At 59.1% G+C, this 20,906-nt stretch carries 19 protein-coding genes and 1 pseudogene; 12 read left to right on the forward strand and 8 right to left on the reverse strand.

Going from position 1 to position 20,906, the window contains the following annotated elements:
• Position 1: 1 nt before the first annotated feature.
• From KQP88_RS03935 to dksA, 4 genes are all read right to left on the reverse strand, one after another.
• Positions 2-2,956 carry a sensor histidine kinase gene (locus tag KQP88_RS03935; RefSeq protein ID WP_200994743.1) on the reverse strand — a complete coding sequence of 985 codons (2,955 nt, stop codon included), beginning with the start codon at positions 2,954-2,956 and terminating at the stop codon, positions 2-4.
• On the reverse strand, positions 2,940-3,116 hold the full coding sequence (locus tag KQP88_RS03940) for a hypothetical protein (RefSeq protein ID WP_002552060.1): 177 nt from the start codon (positions 3,114-3,116) through the stop codon (positions 2,940-2,942). The genes KQP88_RS03935 and KQP88_RS03940 overlap by 17 nt, the downstream gene beginning before the upstream one ends.
• 102 nt (positions 3,117-3,218) lie before the next feature.
• Positions 3,219-4,106 carry a tRNA glutamyl-Q(34) synthetase GluQRS gene (gene gluQRS, locus KQP88_RS03945; RefSeq protein ID WP_216704904.1) on the reverse strand — a complete coding sequence of 296 codons (888 nt, stop codon included), beginning with the start codon at positions 4,104-4,106 and terminating at the stop codon, positions 3,219-3,221.
• Between the two features lie 148 nt (positions 4,107-4,254).
• Positions 4,255-4,695 carry an RNA polymerase-binding protein DksA gene (gene dksA / locus KQP88_RS03950; protein ID WP_025258522.1) on the reverse strand — a complete coding sequence of 147 codons (441 nt, stop codon included), beginning with the start codon at positions 4,693-4,695 and terminating at the stop codon, positions 4,255-4,257.
• A 340-nt stretch (positions 4,696-5,035) separates the two neighbouring features.
• Between dksA and KQP88_RS03955 the strand changes: the two genes are divergently transcribed.
• Together KQP88_RS03955 and sfsA are read left to right on the forward strand one after the other, a co-directional pair.
• Positions 5,036-6,208, forward strand: coding sequence for a pyridoxal phosphate-dependent aminotransferase (locus KQP88_RS03955; RefSeq protein ID WP_200994742.1), 1,173 nt, complete (start codon positions 5,036-5,038; stop codon positions 6,206-6,208).
• Positions 6,208-6,921: a DNA/RNA nuclease SfsA gene (gene sfsA, locus KQP88_RS03960; RefSeq protein WP_216704905.1), complete on the forward strand. Its 714-nt coding sequence runs from the start codon at positions 6,208-6,210 to the stop codon at positions 6,919-6,921. The genes KQP88_RS03955 and sfsA overlap by 1 nt, the downstream gene beginning before the upstream one ends.
• Here sfsA and KQP88_RS03965 read toward each other — a convergent pair.
• Positions 6,914-7,255 carry a Rieske (2Fe-2S) protein gene (locus KQP88_RS03965; RefSeq protein ID WP_216704906.1) on the reverse strand — a complete coding sequence of 114 codons (342 nt, stop codon included), beginning with the start codon at positions 7,253-7,255 and terminating at the stop codon, positions 6,914-6,916. The two genes, sfsA and KQP88_RS03965, sit on opposite strands and share 8 nt — an antisense overlap.
• A 312-nt stretch (positions 7,256-7,567) precedes the next feature.
• Between KQP88_RS03965 and KQP88_RS03970 the strand changes: the two genes are divergently transcribed.
• From KQP88_RS03970 to deoC, 5 genes and pseudogenes are all read left to right on the forward strand, one after another.
• On the forward strand, positions 7,568-8,425 hold the full coding sequence (locus tag KQP88_RS03970; protein ID WP_407681824.1) for a heme/hemin ABC transporter substrate-binding protein: 858 nt from the start codon (positions 7,568-7,570) through the stop codon (positions 8,423-8,425).
• A 50-nt stretch (positions 8,426-8,475) separates the two neighbouring features.
• The gene (locus tag KQP88_RS03975) at positions 8,476-9,459 is read left to right on the forward strand and encodes a FecCD family ABC transporter permease (protein ID WP_216705884.1); all 984 of its coding nucleotides are present in this window, start codon (positions 8,476-8,478) and stop codon (positions 9,457-9,459) included.
• 47 nt (positions 9,460-9,506) lie between these two features.
• A pseudogene (locus KQP88_RS03980) lies at positions 9,507-10,226 on the forward strand (heme ABC transporter ATP-binding protein); the annotation flags it as partial.
• Between the two features lie 132 nt (positions 10,227-10,358).
• Complete coding sequence (locus KQP88_RS03985) at positions 10,359-11,141, forward strand: ChaN family lipoprotein (RefSeq protein WP_216704909.1); 783 nt, start codon at positions 10,359-10,361, stop codon at positions 11,139-11,141.
• Positions 11,142-11,260: 119 nt separating this feature from the next.
• A complete protein-coding gene (gene deoC, locus KQP88_RS03990; RefSeq protein WP_216704910.1) occupies positions 11,261-12,040 on the forward strand; it encodes a deoxyribose-phosphate aldolase in 780 nt (259 codons plus the stop codon).
• 286 nt (positions 12,041-12,326) lie between these two features.
• Here the strand turns inward: deoC and KQP88_RS03995 are convergent, their stop codons facing one another.
• A complete protein-coding gene (locus tag KQP88_RS03995) occupies positions 12,327-12,671 on the reverse strand; it encodes a pentapeptide repeat-containing protein (RefSeq protein WP_216704911.1) in 345 nt (114 codons plus the stop codon).
• A gap of 95 nt (positions 12,672-12,766) precedes the next feature.
• Positions 12,767-14,302, reverse strand: a complete 1,536-nt coding sequence (locus KQP88_RS04000; protein WP_095068109.1) for a bifunctional aminoglycoside phosphotransferase/ATP-binding protein — start codon at positions 14,300-14,302, stop codon at positions 12,767-12,769.
• A gap of 130 nt (positions 14,303-14,432) precedes the next feature.
• On the opposite strand from KQP88_RS04000, the gene mrcB reads away from it, so the two are divergent.
• Genes mrcB through KQP88_RS04015 form a run of 3 tightly spaced genes read left to right on the forward strand, consistent with a single transcriptional unit; the run spans position 14,433 to position 17,837 of the window.
• Positions 14,433-16,757 (forward strand): penicillin-binding protein 1B, encoded by a 2,325-nt coding sequence (gene mrcB, locus KQP88_RS04005; RefSeq protein ID WP_216704912.1) that lies wholly within the window; start codon positions 14,433-14,435, stop codon positions 16,755-16,757.
• A gap of 16 nt (positions 16,758-16,773) precedes the next feature.
• A complete protein-coding gene (locus tag KQP88_RS04010) occupies positions 16,774-17,511 on the forward strand; it encodes a tetratricopeptide repeat protein (RefSeq protein ID WP_216704913.1) in 738 nt (245 codons plus the stop codon).
• On the forward strand, positions 17,511-17,837 hold the full coding sequence (locus KQP88_RS04015; protein WP_200994733.1) for a YqcC family protein: 327 nt from the start codon (positions 17,511-17,513) through the stop codon (positions 17,835-17,837). The genes KQP88_RS04010 and KQP88_RS04015 overlap by 1 nt, the downstream gene beginning before the upstream one ends.
• Here the strand turns inward: KQP88_RS04015 and KQP88_RS04020 are convergent.
• The gene (locus KQP88_RS04020; protein WP_200994732.1) at positions 17,834-18,253 is read right to left on the reverse strand and encodes a DUF4124 domain-containing protein; all 420 of its coding nucleotides are present in this window, start codon (positions 18,251-18,253) and stop codon (positions 17,834-17,836) included. The two genes, KQP88_RS04015 and KQP88_RS04020, sit on opposite strands and share 4 nt — an antisense overlap.
• 401 nt (positions 18,254-18,654) lie before the next feature.
• On the opposite strand from KQP88_RS04020, the gene KQP88_RS04025 reads away from it, so the two are divergent.
• Together KQP88_RS04025 and ilvN are read left to right on the forward strand one after the other, a co-directional pair.
• Entirely contained in the window at positions 18,655-20,379 is a 1,725-nt protein-coding gene (locus KQP88_RS04025) for an acetolactate synthase 3 large subunit (RefSeq protein WP_025258537.1), read from the forward strand.
• 2 nt (positions 20,380-20,381) lie between these two features.
• Positions 20,382-20,873, forward strand: coding sequence for an acetolactate synthase small subunit (gene ilvN / locus KQP88_RS04030; protein ID WP_025258538.1), 492 nt, complete (start codon positions 20,382-20,384; stop codon positions 20,871-20,873).
• Positions 20,874-20,906: the final 33 nt, after the last annotated feature.

Consider the following 20,906-nt stretch of genomic DNA (forward strand, 5'->3'; position numbering starts at 1 on the left):
CTCAGTTCACGGCGGACGTCGCTTCGACATGGCGCGGCAAGGTTATCCGGATACGGGTTCCTCGCTGCTGCTCGGGGTCAGCCGGGCTGTCGATGGTGATTTGTCCATAATGCTCTTCAACGATGGAATAGACCAGTGCGAGACCTAGCCCGGTTCCTTCTCCCGGTTCCTTGGTGGTGAAGAATGGTTCAAACAATCGGTCCATGATTGCCTTGGGAATTCCACTGCCTTCGTCTTCGACGATCAGATCCACAGTATGTTCGGATGCTTCGCTCTTGACCCTGACAGCGCTGCCGGAGGGCGAGGCGTCACGGGCGTTGGAGAGCAGATTGATCAGGACCTGTGCCAGCCGTTGCGGATCGCCATCGACCTTGTGCTGCGGGTTGCACAGGTTATAGAAATGGACTTCGAAGTTGCGACGGTTGAGCGCCAGCAGACCAATGGCGTCCTGCGCGACCTCGGCCAGACAGACGGCCTCGTCGTTATGCTGGTGAGCGCCGGCGTGGGCGAAGCTCATCAAGGATTGCACGATGCGCGAGACACGTTTGGTCTGTTCGAGGATCTGACTGCTGATCTCTTTGATCTCGCCATCTTCCTCGCGTTCCTCGCGCAGGTTCTGTGCGAGGCAGGCAATGCCGGTGATAGGGTTGCCGATTTCGTGGGCTACACCGGCCGCCAGACGACCGATGCTGGCCAGACGTTCCGAGTGGACCAGCTTGTCTTCCAGCATCTGGGTTTCGGTCAGGTCTTCGACCAGTACCACCAGACCGCTGCTACCCGGGGCCAGCGGCTCATCGATGGCGGCCTTGTGCAGGTTGAGCCAGCGGGTCTGGCCGTCCAGGGCGAGCTTCTGTTTGTGCAAGTGCTCATCCGGCACATTGATGAAACCTGTCAGCAGGCCTTTCCAGGGTTCGCCGATGGTTTCCAGCCGCGAGCCCACGACACGCTGGGCGACAATACCGGTCAGTTCTTCCATGGCCCGGTTCCACATCAGGATTTCCTGATCCTTGGCCAGCGAGCACACCCCCATGGGCAGTTCCTGAAGCGTCTGGCGGTGATAGCGGCGCAAGGCATCCAGCTCGGCGGCAAGACCGGTCAGGCGCGAGTGGTAGTCCTCAAGACGACTCTCGATGAAGTGAATGTCTTCGGTGACGTATTTCTCGTTGCCGGACTTATAAGGCAGAAAGGTTTCCACCATGTCCTGGGCCACGCTGGGGCCCATCAGGCCCGACAGGTTGGCTTCGATCCGGTCACGCAGGCGGCGCAGGGCATAAGGACGGCGCTCGTCGAACGGCAGATACAGGTCGCGCAGCGCCTGCTCGACTTCCTTCTGCGCGGCCTTGGCGCCCAGCGGCTTGGCCAGTTGCGTGGCAAATTCCTGGGGCGACACGGCATAGAGTTCGCGGCGCTGCGGGCGACGTACATTGTCGACGGCACAGGCCTCGGCGGCGCTGACTTCTTCCGGGCTTGCATTGGTGAACAGCGAGATCAGGGTGAACAACAGGACGTTGGCTGCCAGCGAGGCGATGGCCGCCATGTGCCAACTGGTGTCGTCCAGCACGTAGATCATGTTCAGCAAGGGAATATAGAAACCCTGCAGGTTGCCGATCAGCGGTAACAGCATGCCGACGATCCAGACCACGGTTCCGGCCAGCAGGCCTGCAATGAAACCGCGCCGGTTGGCGGTCGGCCAGTACAGCACCGACAGCACGCCGGGCAGGAATTGCAGGGTGGCGACGAAGGCGACGATGCCCAGGTTGGCCAGATCCTGCTGCGCGCCGAGCATCAGGTAGAAGCAGTAGCCCGCCGTGATGATCGCCACGATCAGGCCGCGACGTGTCCACTTCAGCCAGCGATAGATATTGCCCTCGGCCGGGGGCTGATAAAGCGGCAGCACCAGATGGTTGAGGGCCATGCCCGACAGCGCCAGTGTGGTGACGATAATCAGCCCGCTGGACGCCGCGAGCCCGCCTACATAAGCCATCAGCGCCAGTGGTTTGCTGTTGGCAGCAATGCCGATCCCCAGGGTGAAATACTCGGGGCTGGTGGTGGCGCCCAGCTTGAGGCCCGCCCACAGAATCAGAGGCACGGCGAGGCTGATCAGCAGCAGGAACAGCGGCAGGCCCCAACTGGCGCTGACCAGTGCGCGCGGATTGAGGTTTTCGGTGAAGGTCATGTGATACATGTGCGGCATCACGATGGCCGAGGCGAAAAACACCAGCAGCAATGTGCGCCATGGACCTTCCTGCAAAGGCGTGTGCAGCGAGGCCAGGGCGGTCTGGTTTTGCAGCAGCCAGAGTTCCAGATGCTGCGGGCCGTCGAACACGCCATACAAGGCATAAAGGCCGATACCGCCCAGGGCGATCAGTTTGATCAGCGACTCGAAAGCAACGGCGAACACCAGGCCTTCATGCTTTTCCCGGGTCGCGATGTGCCGCGAGCCGAAGAAAATGGTGAACAGTGTGATCAACGCACAGAACGCTACGGCGACCCGGTCCTGCACCGGTTCCCGGGTCAGGATGCTGATGGAATCGGCCACTGCCTGAATCTGCAGCGCCAATAGCGGCAGCACGCCAATCAGCATGAAAACCGTGGTCAGCGCGCCCGCCCAGGTACTTCTGAAGCGAAAGGCAAACAGATCGGCCAGGGATGAAAGCTGGTAGGTGCGGGTGATCTTGAGAATGGGATAAAGCAGCACCGGCGCCAGCAGAAACGCTCCGGAAACCCCGAGGTAACTGGACAGGAAGCCATAGCCATACTGATAGGCCAGACCGACCGAACCATAGAACGCCCAGGCACTGGCATATACGCCCAGCGAGAGGGTATAGGTCAGCGGGTGACGAATGATCCAGCGTGGGATGACGCCACGCTCACTGATCCATGCAACGCCGAACAGGAGCAGCAGATACCCGGCGCTGACCAGCAGCATCTGCGTGAGGCTAAAGCTCATCGGCATCTCGCTGGCTCTGAAGAATGAAGGTCACCACGATCAGGATCAGCCACAGCATATAAGGCCGATACCAGGCACCTGTCGCATCGATCCACCAGTCCATGATGGCCGGGGAGAAGAGGTAGATGCCTACCACCAGGAGCAAGACCAAACGGTAAATATACATACGGTCTCCTTCGTTCCTGAGGGTGATGAGGTGCGGCATGGTAACGGATGCCGTACAACCTGCAAGTGTACTTGTGTAGGAGTTTTACGCGACCGCTCTAGCTCAGTCTATTCGGGCTTCTTCAATTGTGCTCGTGCGCGGTATTGCCATGGCATCCCAGTGCGCGATGCCCCAGTCGAGTACTTCCCTTGCGCTGGCGTACGAGAGTTCGGGTGTCGTGGGCTGACCGAGGGCTCGCAGTGCCCTGAGCAATAAAGGCGTCGCCTGATCGGCTGGCAGTGGGGGAGAGCGGTAGGATTTGCCGAGCTTGTGGCCGTCCGGCTGGGTAATCAGCGGCACATGCAGGTAACGCGGCTGTGGCAGCCCCAGCAGTTCCTGGAGATAGAGCTGGCGAGGTGTCGAGTCCAGCAGGTCTGCGCCGCGCACGATATCGGTAACGCCCTGCCAGGCATCATCGATCACTACCGCCAGTTGATAGGCATACAGGCCGTCGCGCCGCTGAATGACAAAATCTCCGGAGTCGCGCCCCAGGTGCTGTTGAAAGGCGCCCTGTACCCGGTCGATGAAGCGGTATTCCAGTTCCGGCACGCGGATGCGTATCGCGGCGTCTTCGGTGGCATGTCCTGCATTGCGGCAAAAGCCGGGGTAGATGCCTTGAAAACCTTCCAGTTGTTTACGCGAACAGGTGCAGGCGTAGGCCAGGCCATGACTGAACCAGCGATTCAGGACTTCGGCATAGGCATCGTGACGCTGGCTCTGGCGCACGACTTCGCCGTCCCATTCAAAGCCATAACGCTCAAGGGTTTCCAGAATCGCAGCCTGCGCCCCGGCAACCTCCCGAGGCGGGTCAAGGTCCTCCATGCGCATCAGCCATTTGCCACCCGCGGCGCGGGCGTCGAGATAGGACGCGAGCGCTGCAACCAGCGAGCCGAAGTGCAGGTAACCGCTGGGGGTTGGCGCAAAGCGTCCGATATAGGCCGGGGTTTTCATGGGGGATCCAAACCAGAAGATTTGTTGGTTTTCGCGAATGAATTCGCTCCAACATACTCCGTGGGAGCGAATTCATTCGCGAAAAACCTCTATTCCTTAAAACCAAAAAAGACGCCGAAGCGTCTTTTTGTTCAAGGCAGTCAGCAGATCATTTGCCGACCTGTTTTTCCTTGATTTCTGCCAGTGTCTTGCAGTCGATGCAAAGATCGGCAGTCGGGCGTGCTTCAAGACGGCGAAGGCCGATTTCCACACCGCAGGACTCACACCAGCCGTACTCTTCGTCAAGGATCAGTTGCAGCGTCTTGTCGATCTTCTTGATCAGCTTGCGCTCACGATCGCGGGCACGAAGTTCCAGGCTGAATTCTTCTTCCTGGCTGGCTCGGTCTGCCGGGTCAGGAAAGTTTGCAGCTTCGTCCTTCATGTGGTCTACCGTGCGGTCGACCTCTTGCATCAGATCCTGTTTCCACTTGTTCAGGATCTTGGTGAAATGCGCGCGCATCGGCTCGCCCATGTACTCTTCACCCTTTTTTTCCACGTAGGGTTCAAAGCCACTGATTAGATGATTCTGTTGCTTTTCTGGGGTGGGCATGTAGGGACCGCCTCTCACTCTTCTAATCTATTGCGCAGGATTGTTCCATCACCGACCCCTGTCGGCCCTGCAACTGCAAGCGGGCGAACTTACCAGATCAAATCGTGGTGCGCTACTCCCGGTTGTCGAGCATCGTCTCGCTTGTTCACCGAACGGGACGCCTGTAACGGAAACTCGCTGTCATCAAGGCGTGTAGCGGCTGTCCCCGTCTTTTTGTTTTCTTTCAACAAGTACTGACGTTTCATGATTTAAAGTAGTGCACTGCAAACGGTTGGTTAGAATCCAGCCGACTGTTCATGACCGTTATGTTTCTGATTCGTGTTTCATTTAAGGAAGAAAAATGGCCCAGCCTTACAGCGAGCGTAGTCGCGCCATCGAACCTTTTCACGTCATGGCGCTGTTGGCGCGGGCCAATGAATTGCAGGCGGCGGGTCACGATGTCATTCACCTGGAAATCGGCGAGCCCGATTTCACCACGGCAGAGCCCATCGTTGCTGCCGGACAGGCGGCACTGGCTGCCGGCAAGACCCGCTACACCGCCGCCCGTGGCCTGCCGGAATTGCGTCAGGCCATTGCCGGTTTCTATGCCCGGCGTTACGGGCTGGATATCGATCCTGAGCGAATTCTCGTCACGCCGGGTGGTTCAGGTGCGCTGCTGCTGGCCAGCAGTCTTCTGGTGGACCCCGGCAAACACTGGTTGCTGGCCGATCCGGGTTATCCGTGCAACCGGCACTTTCTGCGTCTGGTCGAAGGTGCTGCGCAACTGGTGCCGGTCGGGCCGAAAGAGCGTTATCAACTGACACCCGAGTCGGTGGCGCAACACTGGAATCAGGACAGCGTCGGTGCTCTGGTCGCCTCCCCAGCCAACCCTACAGGCACGCTTCTGCATGTGGATGAGCTGGCCGCGTTGTCCCGCGAGCTCAAGGCGCGCAACGGTCATCTGGTGGTGGATGAGATTTATCACGGCCTGACTTACGGCGTTGACGCGAGCAGCGTGCTGGAGGTCGATAACGATGCGTTCGTCCTTAATAGTTTTTCAAAATATTTCGGAATGACTGGCTGGCGTCTGGGCTGGCTGGTGGCGCCTCCCGAGGCGGTTGCCGATCTGGAGAAGCTGGCGCAGAACCTCTATATCAGCGCCCCGAGCATGGCTCAATATGCCGCGCTGGCCTGTTTCGAGCCGCAGACCATCGAAATCTTCGAGCAGCGCCGCGCCGAGTTCGGCCGCCGCCGCGATTTCCTTTTGCCTGCCTTGCGCGAGCTGGGTTTTGGTATCGCCGTGGAGCCTGAAGGGGCTTTCTATCTGTATGCCGATATCAGCGCCTTTGGTGGCGATGCCTTTGATTTTTGCCGGCACTTCCTTGAGACCGAGCACATTGCGTTCACGCCGGGGCTGGATTTCGGGCGTTATCAGGCGGGGCATCATGTGCGCTTTGCGTACACCCAAAGCCTGCCAAGGCTTGAAGAGGCGGTCGAGCGGATTGCCCGTGGCTTGCGGAGCTGGAAAGGCTGATGCGTTTTTCTCCTGAACTTGAGCAGGGTCGTCTGCTGATTCGCTACAAACGCTTCCTGGCCGACATCGAAACCGACAGCGGCGAGCTGCTGACCATTCACTGCCCCAATACCGGATCGATGTTCAATTGCATGCTGCCGGGCGGGCGCGTCTGGTTCAGCCGCTCCAATGATCCCAAGCGCAAGCTGCCGGGGACCTGGGAAATCAGCGAAACGCCTCAGGGACGTTTTGCCTGCATCAATACCGGACGCGCCAATACTCTGGTCGAGGAAGCATTGCGCGCCGGGATCATCAGCGAGCTCAACGGCTTCACGGCGCTCAAGCGCGAAGTGGCTTACGGGCAGGAAAAAAGCCGGGTGGATTTTCGTCTTGAATACCCCGAAGGCTATGCCTATCTAGAGGTCAAGAGCGTCACGCTGGGCTTCGATGAGTCGGCTGTCGCGGCCTTTCCCGATGCGGTCACTCAGCGCGGTGCCCGTCATTTGCGTGAGCTGGCGGCGCTGGCTCGCGATGGCGTGCGTGCGGTCTTGCTGTATTGCGTGAACCTCACCGGCATTGAGGCGGTGCGTCCGGCAGAAGAGATCGACCCGGCCTATGCCGCTGCCTTGCGCGAAGCGGTAGCGGCGGGTGTCGAGGTGCTGGCCTATGGCGTGCAACTGACGCCTGAAGACATCCGCATCGACAGGCGTCTGCAGGTTCAGGGCCTTATCTGAACGATTCGTTATCGTCAGGCAGCATGACCCAGATGCCTTCGGCGTCTTCCCGGCAGGGGATTGCAGTCAGTGACTGTCCTTCGCAAGGCCCTGCAACACATTCGCCATTCTCGACCAGAAACAGTGCGCCATGGCTGGCGCACTGGATCAGGCTCGCGCTGTCATCCAGAAACCGGTCCGGCTCCCATTCCAGCGCAATGCCGCGATGGGGGCAGCGATTGCGGTAGACGAACACCTGCCCATGGCGACGCACTGCCAGCAGTTTCAGCCCTTCGGTTTCAAACCCGCGACTTTCTGCCTCGGGAAGGTCGGCAGCGGCACATAGACGTTTCATGAAGCGCGCTCACCGGCTTGACGTTTAAATGAAAACAATTATCAAATGACTCCGATTCTCGAATTGGCGACGGCAAGAGAGCAATGAGGCCTGCCTCTTAATGCAATCTTAATCCGTCGATCCTGCATGTTCGCGGACAATTTCGCCCCCTGTTGCGAGCGCCTCCCAATGCGTGCTCGCCACATTGAAACGTTTTGCCCATCACCGGTGCTCATTAAAACTGCCAGGGTCCGGGCTTCTTGAAAGGAAATCTTCATGCGATTTTTCAATAGCAGCGTATGTGCGGCTCTGGTCGGAATTGCCTTCACTCACATGGCGCAAGCTGCACAGCCTGTTGATGCCGATGCCTCGCAACGCTGGGTGAGTGCGGGTGGTGCCTTGAGTGAATGGGTCGTTGCGCTGGGCGGGCAGTCCAGGCTGGTGGGCGTCGACACCACCAGCCAGTATCCGGAGTCGCTCAGGTCGCTGCCGAGCATCGGTTATCAGCGCCAGCTGTCGTCCGAAGGCATCCTCAGCCTGCGTCCGGACGTGCTGGTCGGGACCGAGGAGATGGGACCGCCGCCTGTGTTGGAACAATTGCGTGCGGCCAGGGTGCAGGTTGAAACGCTTCCGGCGGGTGCGGACATGGCCACCCTGAAAAGCAACCTGCAGCGCCTGGGTGTGCTGTTGGGCGCACCGGAGCAAGCCGCTCGCCTGATCGAACGTTATCAACAGCAACTGGATAACCAGCAGCAGTGGATCGCCCAGGCGCAAAAAGTTAGTGAGGCTCCAGGTGTCCTGCTGTTGGTGGGACATGGCGGCGGCAAGCCCATGGTTGCCGGCAAGGGGACGGCCGGAGACTGGCTGATTCAACAGGCAGGCGGCCGCAATCTGGCGACCCATGACGGGTACAAGGTGTTTTCGGTCGAAGCCATGGCCGGGCTGGCTCCACAGGTACTGATCGTTGCCGATCGCGCCCTGCGTGGTGATGCTGCTCGCAAGGCGCTCTTCAAGGAAAACCCTGCACTGTCCGCTACGCCTGCGGCACGTGATGACCGGGTGTTCGATCTGGACCCGACGCTGCTGGTGGGTGGTCTGGGGCCGCGTCTGCCCGACAATCTGCAAAAGTTGTCTCACGCGCTTTATCCCGCGGCCAAGCCTTTGAGCGCTGCCGTTCGCTCTGAGCCATGAAAGCCCTGATATCACCGCGTGCTCTGTTTATCGGGCTGACAGTCCTGTGCATCGCTGCATTCTGGTTGTCGCTTGCCCTCGGGCCGGTGAGTCTGCCGCTGGCCGATACCTTGCGTGCGGCCTTGCGGCTGCTGGGGATCCCGGTGGCGGGGGAGAATCTTGAGCAGGCTGAACTGATCCTCGGCCAGATTCGTGTGCCTCGCACGTTGCTGGGCCTGGCGGCTGGCGCGGTGCTGGCGTTGTCCGGCGTGGCGATGCAGGGCCTGTTCCGCAATCCGCTGGCTGATCCGGGGTTGGTGGGGGTTTCCAGTGGCGCTGCGCTGGGAGCGGCACTGGCGATTGTGGGTGGTGCCTTGTGGGGAAATGTCCCGCAGTTTATCGCGCCTTATCTGTTGTCGGTCTGTGCGGTGGTCGGTGGGCTGGTGGTGACCAGCATGGTGTACCGGCTGGGCCGGCGTGATGGCCAGACCAGCGTTGCTACCATGCTGCTGGCCGGGATTGCGCTGACGGCGTTGTCGGCATCGATCATCGGTCTGCTGACCTATCTGGCGGATGACGCCACATTGCGCACGCTTACCTTCTGGAACATGGGCAGCCTCAATGGCGCTACTTATGCCCGGTTATGGCCGTTGCTGCTGGTATGCGTGGCGATCATCTTCTGGCTGCCTCGTCGGGCCAAGGCGCTGAATGCCTTGTTGTTGGGAGAGTCCGAAGCGCGTCATCTGGGCGTCAATGTTGAAGCCCTCAAGCGTGAGCTGGTTTTCTGTACGGCGCTGGGTGTCGGAGCGGCGGTGGCGGCTGCCGGGCTGATCGGTTTCATCGGTCTTGTGGTGCCGCATCTGGTGCGTTTGCTGGTAGGGCCGGATCACAAGGTTCTATTACCTGCCTCGGCGTTGGCGGGTGCCAGCCTGTTGCTGTTTGCCGACATCTTTGCCCGTCTGGTGCTGGCGCCTGCGGAGTTGCCTATCGGCATCGTCACGGCATTGTTGGGCGCGCCATTCTTCCTGTATCTGCTGGTGAGAGGGCGTCACTGATGTTGCGAGCCGAAAATCTGCACATTCATCGGGGCGCGCAAAGTGTTCTGGCGGACATCGATCTGCAATTATTGCCCGGAGAAGTGCTGGGAGTGCTCGGCCCCAATGGGGCCGGCAAAAGTACGCTGCTGGCGGCCCTGTGCGGAGAACTCGAACCTTCTCAAGGACACGTCTGGTTACAGCAGCGGCTGCTCTCGCAGTGGCCGGGTGCCGAGCGGGCACGCAACCTGGCGGTGCTGCCGCAAAGCTCTACCCTGAGTTTCGCGTTTCGTGTCGATGAAGTCGTCGCCATGGGGCGTTTGCCTCATGAAACCGGCCGTGAAGTCGATGAGCAGGTAGTGCGTGAAGCGCTTCAGGCTGCCGATGCCCTGCACCTTGCCGAACGCAGTTACATGACTCTGTCGGGCGGTGAGCGTCAGCGAGTGCATCTGGCACGGGTGCTGGCGCAACTCTGGCCCGGAACAGGCAATTGCACGCTTCTGCTTGATGAGCCGACGTCCATGCTCGATCCCTTGCATCAGCACACCACGTTGCAGGCGGTGCGAGATTTTGCCAATCGCGGCGCGGCCGTGATGGTCATCCTGCATGACCTGAACCTGGCGGCTCGTTACTGTGATCGACTATTGTTGCTCGACAAGGGAAGAGTCTATTCGCTGGATCGTCCCGAGGTTGTCTTGCAGCCGGATGCGCTCAAGGCCGTGTTTGGCCTGGAAGTATTGGTGCAGAGCCATCCCGAGAGGGGACATCCGCTGATCATTGCGCGTTGAAAGGGCAAGTCCACCAAGCGTCTTTTTCTGGCTGTGGTCTTGATATGCCTCAATACTTGCCAAATATCACTTCATTTGCCAAATTTACTCTCCCGGCAAGGCCCGGGTGAGCATGGGCATTTGGACTTACGCATGATTCGTGACAACAAGAGTGGCCAGGCGCTGAGCGCGCAACAACTGGCCGAGCGTCTGGCAGTTGCTTCGCGTGTTCTGGTTGGCGAGCAGCACGACAACCCCGATCACCATGCATTGGAGTTATGGCTTATGCAGGTGCTGGCTGCCCGGCGTCCGCAAGGCAGTCTGTTACTGGAGATGCTGAACCCCGATCAGCAGGCCAGGGTCACTGCGGTTCAGTCTGATCTGGCCCAAGAGAAATACCCGTCCGATTTGCCAGTAGCGCTGAATTGGCAAAAGACCTGGGACTGGTCGCTGTATGGCCCGCTGATGCGCTATCTGCTGGCTCAGCCTTATCCTGTTATGTCCGCCAATCTCGATACCCATGAAATCATAACGACTTACCGGCAGGCCCCCGAATCAAGTGGTTCTCTTTCTGCGGCTCCGGCCGTGCGTGAGCGGCTGCTGGCGCTGATTCGTGATAGCCATGACGTGTTGCCTGAGGATCGGTTGCCTGCGCTGCTGGCGGTTCAGCAACAGCGCGACCGGCGAATGGCGCAAAGCCTGTTGGCCGCTCCCTTGCCAAGTGTGCTGTTTGCCGATGCCTGGCACGTGCGCAAGGATGTGGGAGTGCCTTTGCATCTGGCTGACCTTGGCGTCACCGAGCCTGCGGTAGTGCTGCTCATGGCCCGGATGGGTGAAGAGGTCGAGCCGCAGAGTGCCGATTACGTCTGGTATACGGCAGCCACTCCCGAAAAGGATTCTGGCGCTCAACTTCGTCAGTCTTTACCCGAGGCCTGATACCACGGGCTCGGTTTTTTCTCTTCTTTGTGTAGTCCTTTTCTCTGGCTAAGGTGTGCTCATGTCAGGCAAGGACCGCTCCTATATTGTCCTGCTCATGTTTTTCGGAGCGGGATGCCATGCAGGAAATGACAGCAGACGATGAGCGACTGGCTCTTCAGGCGTTGAGCCTGCTTGATCTGTTCGCCTTTAGCAGTGATGACACCGAGCAGCGGATTGTCGCCCTGTGTCAACGTGCAGTGACGCCTTTGGGGTCGATAGCAGCGGTGTCTGTGTCGCCGCGTTTCGTGTGTCTGGCCCGCACGACGCTTGATCGTCTGCAGGCCCCGGGTATCCGGGTGGTGGCGCTGGCCAACTTCCCCTATGGCGGCCCATGCATTGAGTCTGTGGTGGCCGAGGTGCGTGCAGCGGTGATGTCTGGTGCTGACGAGATAGATGTGGTCTATCCGTTTCGTGCCCTTTTGTCCGGCGATCAGCAGACCGGCATGGATATGATCACGGCCTGCAAGGCTGCGTGCGGCAGTCGCGTCGCGTTGACGGTCACCTTGGAAACCGGTGATTTGCGTGATCCTCAGATCATCCTGCACGCCTGCCGCAGTGGCATTCTGTGTGGTGCCGACTTTCTCAAGACCAGCACCGGCCGAGGGCTGTCCAGCACCACGCCGCAAGCGGTGCGCATCGTGCTGGAATCCATTGCCGAGGTGGGCGGACAGGTGGGTTTCAAGGTCGCGGGAGGGATTCGTACCTTTGCCGATGCAAAGGGCTTCATGGAAATGGCGCGTTCCCGTTTCGGACCGCACTGGATCAATGTCGACAGGGTACGCCTTGGGTCTTCGACACTGCTGGACGATTTGCTGGTGTGCCTGGGTGTACTGGAGCCGAACCTCAGGAAATCCTGAACGGCAGGCAAAAAAAAGACCCGGCAAAAAGCCGGGTCAAAAACCGTGATTAGCCTGATGAGGAGATAATCCTGAAAGTCCGAACCAAGGTCTTTCAGGTTATCGGCCAGTCTCGCGACCGGTTGTGATAATCATAACGATTCTCATTTCTAAGTCAACAGTTCTTTTTTTGCGCATGAGTTCGCTCTCACGGCATGCGCAAATAAGGGGAGATGGGGGGCTTTGCAAAATCAACGCAACACAAAGCCCGCATGCATTGCGCACGCAGGCTTGATACCGGTGTTGCCTATCGGGTGTGGTAGCGCATGCGGGTCCCGAAGGTCACCGACATGCGGATCTCGTCCGCCGATAGCTCTGGCGGGAAGAATGCTCCAGAGATTTGTGCGTGCGCGATGCTTGCGCCTTCCATCGGGGTATGGCGCAAGTCCAGGCCGCGAAGGTCGGCAGAGCGAAAGTAGGCGTCGGTAAAATCGATGCCGTTCGGATCAAGAGCACGCAAGTCCAGGCCACGGAAATCCCCACCGACCATATCGATCGTGCCCGTTTTGGGCTTCTCCTGATTGAAGCCTTCGACATCATCTCTACGCAACAGCATGTAAAGCGGCGAATCGAGCTGCTTGGGCTGGCTCATGGGTGCCTCTGTGGTTCGTTGGAATTATGACGCCATTATATCGCCATCATTGTCGAGCCGTGAAGCACTAGCTGCCCAACGGCTCGACGCTCATTTCACAGTCCTGGCAAGCGCTGGCGAAGGTTCTCGACCAGTTCTTCCAGATCACTGCTGTTGCTGGTTTCAACGTGCTTGCTGCGCAGGATTTCGTCCGCCTCAAGTGGCTCGCGACTGGCCTGCTGAGCCTCGATCACCTCCAGAGTGGCGTCCGAAGGGTCGCTGCCCTGTTCCTGGCGTTGTTTGAGCCAGCCGGCAATGACGGCCTGAGGCGCTTCGCAATCCAGAATCAGAAAAGGCACACCCGTTGTTTCGGCAGCTTTGGCCGCAGCATTACGTTGTTCGCGCTTGAGATAAGTGGCATCAATGACCACCGAGAAGCCAGCACGCAGAATGGTTTCTGCCAGAGCATGCAGACGGTCATAGGTTGCCTTGCTGGTTTCGGCACCATAAAGCTCGGCGCTCTCTGCGAACAGGCGCTTGCGCTCGACATCCGAACGCAGGCGTATGGCGCCCAGCGATTCCACCAGACGCATCGCCACATGGCTCTTGCCCACGGCAGAGACGCCATGGGTAATGGCCAGGAAACTGGATGGAATGGCGCTGTAGTTTTCGGCCAGGTTGGCGTAGCTGCGGTATTTGCTCAGCGTGGCGGCACGCTGGGCCTCATCGGCGTCGGCAGGCTGGCTGAACAGCGCGACCTTGGCTCGCACCAGAGCGCGATAGGCTTTGTAGAAGTTGAGCAGTTCCAGGCCCGCATAGTCGCCGGTCTGTTCCAGGTACTGGCTGATGAGGCGACGCGACAGGGATTTCAGACCGCGGTCTTCAAGGTCCATGGCCAGGAAACCGATGTCAGCGTAGACGTCGGTCATGCGGAATGGCTCGTTGAATTCGATGCAGTCGAAGATCACGACTTTACCGTCGATGACCGTGGCATTGCCCAGGTGAATGTCGCCATGGCATTCGCGGATGAAACCGTCTGCCTTGCGCTGGGCAAGCAGCGGCTTGAGGCGCTCGAAGCTGGACTCGGCCCAGGCTTGCAGGGAGTCAACTTGCAACAGATCGGCTTTTTCGCTGAGGAACGGGCGAATCTGCTCGAAGTTCTGCAGGACCGGCGCCATGACGCTGTCAGGAGAACCCAGCTCATTTTCGGTGGTGACTGTCGGCACGCTGAGGTGGGCGTCGGCAATCTGTTTGGCCAATTCGTCGATATGTCCGACTGTCAGTTCGCCTTTGGCTTGCAGGGAACTGAGCAAACCTTCCTGCGAGAACTGGCGCATCTTGAGGGCGTACTCGATGACTTCGCCACTGCCGCCCAGTTGCGGCGCTTCTACTGAACCGGTGACCGGGATGACTTCCAGGTAGAGGCCTTCGGTCAGGCGCTGGTTCAGACGCAGCTCTTCATTGCAGAAGTGTTCACGAGCGGCCAGTGTGGTGAAATCCAGAAAGCCGAAATTGACCGGTTTCTTGAATTTGTAGGCATAGCTGCCGGTGAGCAGGACCCATGAAATGTGCGTCTCGATAACCCGGAAGTTCTCCACCGGATGTGGAAAGAGTGCGGGGTTCTGCAGGGCTGCAATCAATGATTGGCTCACGGACGATCCTTCAAGAGTTGATTCGGAATGTAAGTGCTCATGGCGGCCATTATGGCCGCTCGGCGCGAGGCTGCAAACCGCTGGTGCAGGTGTCTGTCGGTCGTTGGCAAAGTGCGTATAATCCGCGGCCATGACTCGATCTCGCACTTCTCGTACTTCCAAAAAACCAGCTCCCCGTGGCCTTCCCAAGTGGTTGGGCTGGGTGCTGAAGCTCAGTATTGTCGGTTTTGTGGCGCTGGCTTGCGTTGCCGTTTACCTGGACGCTGTGGTCCAGGAGAAGTTTTCCGGCAAGCGCTGGACCATTCCGGCCAAGGTCTACGCCCGGCCTCTGGAATTGTTCGTCGGCCAGAAACTGAGCCGCGATGACTTTCTCATCGAACTCGACGCGCTGGGCTATCGTCGCGAAAGCGTGGCCAACGGCCCGGGCGCGGCTGCAGTCAACGGCAATACAGTCGACCTCAATACCCGTGGCTTCCAGTTCTACGAAGGCACCGATCCCGCCCAGCAGGTTCGCGTGCGCTTTTCCGGCGACTATGTTGCGGACCTGACCTCTGGCAGCACCGGTGCAAAACTGGCGGTAGCCCGTCTTGAACCGCTGATGATCGGCGGCCTGTATCCGAAAAACCTGGAAGACCGGATCCTGATCAAGCTCGATCAGGCACCGCCTTATCTGCTCGATGCCCTGGTGACCGTCGAAGACCGTGACTTCTATAGTCATCTCGGGGTTTCACCCAAGTCCATTGCCCGTGCCATCTGGGTCAATACCTCGCAAGGGCAGATGCGTCAGGGCGGCAGTACGCTGACCCAGCAGTTGGTCAAGAACTTCTACCTGACCAATGAGCGCAGCCTCACGCGCAAACTGACCGAAGCCATGATGTCGGTATTGCTGGAACTGCATTACAGCAAGCAGGAAATTCTCGAGGCTTACCTCAATGAGGTGTTCGTCGGTCAGGACGGTCAGCGTGCGGTGCATGGTTTCGGTCTGGCCAGCCAGTACTTCTTCAGCCAGCCATTGTCGGAGCTGAAGATTCATCAGGTGGCGTTGCTGGTCGGTCTGGTCAAGGGGCCTTCCTATTACAACCCGCGTCGCAATCCCGAGCGTGCTCTGGAGCGTCGTAATCTGGTTCTCGACTTGCTGGAGCAACAGGGCGTTGCTACTGCGCAAGTGGTCGAGGCGGCCAAGAAGATGCCTCTGGGCGTGACCAAGACCGGCAGCCTTGCGGACAGCTCGTTCCCGGCATTCCTCGATCTGGTCAAGCGTCAGTTGCGTGAAGACTATCGCGACGAAGACTTGACCGAAGAAGGGCTGCGAATCTTCACCAGTTTCGATCCGATCCTGCAGATGAAGTCCCAGGCGGCCATGGACGATACGTTCAAGCGACTGGCCGGGCGCAAAGGGTCGGACGAAGTGGAAGCGGCCATGGTCGTGACCAATCCCGAGACTGGCGAAGTGCAAGCCTTGCTGGGCAGTCGTCAGGCCGGATTCGCCGGGTTCAACCGTGCCATCGATGCCGTGCGGCCTATCGGCTCGCTGGTCAAGCCGGCGATCTATCTCACCGCGCTTGAGCGCCCGAGCCAGTACACCCTGACCAGTTGGGTGGCCGACGAGCCGTTTCAGGTCAAGGGTGCGGATGGCCAGGTCTGGAAACCACAGAACTACGATCGCAAGGCCCACGGGAATATTTTCCTGTACCAAGGTCTGGCGCATTCCTACAACCTCTCGACGGCCAAGCTGGGCCTTGAGCTGGGCGTGCCCAACGTATTCAAGACCCTCGCCAAGCTGGGTGTGACACGCGAGTGGCCAGCGTATCCTTCCATGTTGCTGGGTGCTGGCGGCTTGAGTCCGATGGAAATCGCCACCATGTACCAGACGATTGCCAGCGGCGGCTTCAATACCCCGATGCGCGGTATTCGCAGCGTGTTGACGGCCGAGGGTGAACCGCTCAAGCGTTACCCGTTCCAGATCGAGCAGCGTTTCGATCCGGGCGCCATTTATCTGGTGCAGAACGCAATGCAGCGGGTGATGCGCGAAGGGACCGCCAAGTCGGTCTACAGCGTCCTGCCATCGACCTTGAATCTGGCGGGCAAGACCGGCACCAGTAACGATTCGCGCGACAGCTGGTTTGCAGGTTTCAGTCAGGATCTGCTGGCAGTGGTGTGGATGGGGCGTGACGATAACGGCAAGACACCGTTCACCGGTGCCAGTGGCGCCTTGCAGGTCTGGACCAGTTTCATGCGCAAGGCCGATCCTCTGCCGCTGGACATGGCAATGCCGGATAACGTGGTCCAGGCCTGGGTCAATGCCCAGACCGGTCAGGGGACGGATGCCAATTGCCCGAATGCCGTACAGATGCCGTATATTCGCGGCAGTGAACCTCAGCCCGGTGCCTCCTGTAGTGGTAGCCCGGCACCCGCCGCTGAAGTGCTGGACTGGGTCAAGGGTTGGTTGAATTAAGCAATGAGGGTGTGACGTGAATAAATGGTTGATTCCGGCTGTAACGACCCTGGCGTTGCTCAGTGGTTGTTCCAGCGTGCAGCGTGGCTCGATCCCTGTCGTGGATTCGGGCTCCAGGGTTTCTAACAGCGAGCGTGTTTCGGCTTCGCGCAATACAGCTTATCGAGCCAATACTGCCCAGGCTCCGCAGACCCAGGCCGTGCCTCAGGATTCCGGTGTGGTCGTGATGGTTCCGGGCAGTGGTGGTGCCGGTGCAGGTGCTGGCCAGAGCTTCTCTGCGCCTTCATCCCAGTCCTCGTTCACCATCGACACGCCTCCGGTTGCTCAGCAGCCAGTCAATTCGGCTCCGGTGAGCAACTACAGCATGCCGGCTGCGTCGGCACCGACCGGTATTCCGTCCGGTTCGTCCGGCCTGTCGGCTGACGAGCAACTGGATGGTCCGGTACTGGCTCTGTTGACCACCGCTCAGCAGCAGCAAGGCAGCGGCGACCTCAACGGTGCTTCGTCGAGCCTTGAGCGTGCCCAGCGAGTGGCGCCACGCGAGCCGCAAGTGCTTTATCGTCTGGCTCAGGTGCGTCTGGCCCAGGGTGATCCAGCCCAGGCAGAACAACTGGCCCGTCGCGCCCTGACCTATGCCAATGGTCGTGCAAGCCTGCAGGCGAGCCTCTGGGAACTGATCGCCCAGTCTCGTGAAAAGCAGGGTGATGCGGCTGGCGCAGCGCTGGCGCGTCAGAAAGCCCGGGTCAATCTCTGATGGATCAGCGTCTGCCTGAAGTGGCCGAGCAACTGCTGCTGATCGAACGTGAGTTGAGGGTCCTGGGCTGGTGGAGTGATACGCCGCCCAGCGAGGAAGCGCTTTCCAGCACCGAGCCGTTCAGCGTCGATACCCTGGAGTTCGAGCAGTGGCTGCAATGGATTTTCCTGCCGAGGATGAAAATCATCCTGGAGCGGGATCTTCCATTGCCCAACTCGTCGGGGATTCTGGAAATGGCCGAGATGGTCTACGCCAGCCGTCAGAGTGAAGCCCGCAAGCTGCAGGAACTTCTGGCGCAGTTCGACCAGTTGATCAGCCAGTCTTAACGGCAGTATTCGTCAATCGTCCTTTGCGTTTCTGCAACACGCGCCTTGCGTTCATCATCCGTAAGGCGCTTTGTTCCCCCCTCGGTCTGCTCACGCACTCGCGGATTGTTCTGCAGTTGCGCAAGGTTGGTGCGCAGGACTTCGCAGTTGTCGGCCATCTTGGCTTCCTGAGCCCTCACCTGTTTCCTGACCTTGGCATCGATCTCCTGCTGTTGAGGATCCGGCTCGCTGGCCGTTGATGCGGCAGGGGCGGGTGGTGGCTTTTGCACATTGATTTCTTCTACCTGCTGCCCGGCAGGCGGTTGCGCATCGAAATGCGTGACCCCTTGGGCATCGACCCATTTGTAGATGGGTGCGGCCTGGCTGGTTGTGCTTACCGCCATCGAGAGTGCAGCCGCGAGGATCATCCAGCGCATGGTACTTCCTTGAAAATTCTGTGCGTCGCAAAGCTACCATATACAGCGGTTCAGGGTGTGGGTCTGTCCCCCTTATGAGCCGCTTCCTGGAAGAAAGCTCACGGATTACTTGACTTGCGGGGGGCGAATCACAACAATTCAAAGTTCGCTGTAGAAGGACTGCCAGAAGCAGACCGTCTCGGTAGATCATGAGGCGCACACCCGCGCCGACCTGTAACACCCGCAACGCGTTACCTCGCGCTGGGTGGGAATGTTCCGCAACACTCAGGGACATCCCAATACTTGCTCAGTCAGTGCTGACGTAGTCGGCGACCACCGTCGCTCATGCTCTGCTTGGCAGTAAAACCTAATAAGACCCGTTCCGCAGTGAACGGTATTCTGGCGTTTTAGAGGTGAACAACGTGGAGCTTTTATCTGGCGCTGAAATGGTCGTCCGCTTCCTGCGTGACGAAGGCGTTAAGTACATTTACGGGTACCCGGGTGGCGCCCTTCTGCATGTCTACGACGCACTGTTCAAAGAACCGGCCGTAAACCATATTCTTGTTCGTCACGAACAGGCCGCCACTCACATGGCTGATGGTTATGCGCGCGCCACCGGCAAGGCCGGCGTGGTTCTGGTGACATCCGGTCCGGGTGCAACCAACGCCATCACCGGTATTGCCACTGCCTACATGGATTCCATCCCAATGGTGGTGCTGTCCGGTCAGGTTGCCAGCACCCTGGTGGGTACCGATGCGTTCCAGGAGACCGACATGATCGGTATCTCCCGTCCGATCGTGAAACACAGCTTCATGATCAAGCATCCTTCGGAAATCCCGGAAGTCCTGAAGAAGGCCTTCTATCTGGCGCAATCCGGTCGTCCAGGTCCTGTCGTCGTCGATATTCCGAAAGACATGACCAACCCGGCCGAAAAATACGAATACGTTTTCCCGAAAAAAGCCAAGCTGCGTTCCTACAGCCCGGCCGTTCGCGGTCACTCGGGCCAGATCCGCAAGGCCGTCGAAATGCTCCTGGCTGCCAAGCGTCCGATCATCTATGCCGGTGGCGGCGTGGTCATGGGCAACGGTTCCGAGCCACTGACCGAGCTGGCTAAACAGCTCAACGCTCCGGTCACCAATACCCTGATGGGTCTTGGCTGCTATCCGGGCACCGACCGCCAGTTCGTCGGCATGCTCGGCATGCACGGCAGCTACACCGCCAACCTGGCCATGCACCACACCGATGTGATCCTGGCCGTAGGCGCACGCTTCGATGACCGCGTCATCAATGGCGCGAGCAAGTTCAGCCCGAACGCCAAGATCATCCACATCGATATCGACCCTGCTTCGATCTCCAAGACCATCAAGGCCGACGTGCCTATCGTGGGTCCTGTAGAGAGCGTGTTGACCGAAATGGTCGCGACCCTCAAGGACATCGGCGAGACCCCGAACAAGGAGTCCGTTGCAGCCTGGTGGAAGCAGATCGATGAATGGCGTGCCGGTGGCGACCTGTTCCCGTACAACCGTGGCGATGGCAGTGTCATCAAGCCGCAGACGGTCATCGAAACCCTGTGCGAAGTGACCAAGGGCGAAGCCTACGTTTCTTCCGACGTGGGTCAGCACCAGATGTTCGCGGCTCAGTACTACCGCTTCAACAAGCCTAATCGCTGGATCAACTCCGGTGGTCTGGGCACCATGGGCTTCGGTTTCCCGGCAGCCATGGGCGTCAAGATGAGCTTCCCGGATGCCGACGTCGCCTGCGTGACCGGCGAAGGCAGTATCCAGATGAACATCCAGGAACTGTCGACCTGCCTGCAGTACGGTCTGCCGGTGAAGATCATCCTGCTCAACAACGGCGTGCTTGGCATGGTCCGTCAGTGGCAGGACATGAGCTACGGCGCTCGTCACTCCCATTCCTACATGGAGTCGCTGCCTGACTTCGTGAAGCTGGTCGAAGCCTACGGTCATGTCGGCATTCGGGTCACCGATCTGAAAGATTTGAAGCCGAAAATGGAAGAGGCCTTTGCCATGAAGGATCGCCTGGTATTCATCGACATTCAGGTCGATGTAACCGAGCACGTCTATCCGATGCAGATCAAGGACGGCTCCATGCGCGATATGTGGTTGAGCAAGACGGAGCGTACATAATCATGCGGCACATCATTTCCCTATTGCTGGAAAACGAACCGGGTGCGTTGTCTCGTGTCGTCGGGCTCTTCTCGCAGCGCAACTACAACATCGAAAGCCTGACTGTGGCGCCAACCGAAGACCCGACCCTGTCGCGTCTGACGCTGACTACAGTGGGGCATGATGAAGTGATCGAGCAGATCACCAAGAACCTCAACAAGCTGGTCGAAGTGGTCAAGCTGGTCGATCTGTCCGAGAGCGCTCACATCGAGCGTGAACTGATGCTGGTCAAGGTCAAGGCTACTGGCGCTCAGCGCGCCGAGATCAAGCGCACCACGGATATTTTCCGTGGGCAGATCGTGGACGTGACTGCCAGCGTCTACACCGTACAGTTGAGTGGTACAAGCGACAAACTGGACAGCTTCATTCAGGCCATCGGCACTGCCGCTATCCTGGAAACAGTACGCAGTGGCGTGACGGGTATTGCCCGTGGCGACAAAGTGCTGAGCATTTAATTAACTCAATTAGCAAATGGCCTGAAGGCCTAG

The sequence above is a fragment of the Pseudomonas lijiangensis genome (genome assembly GCF_018968705.1).
In the GTDB taxonomy this organism is placed as follows: Bacteria; Pseudomonadota; Gammaproteobacteria; order Pseudomonadales; family Pseudomonadaceae; genus Aquipseudomonas; species Aquipseudomonas lijiangensis.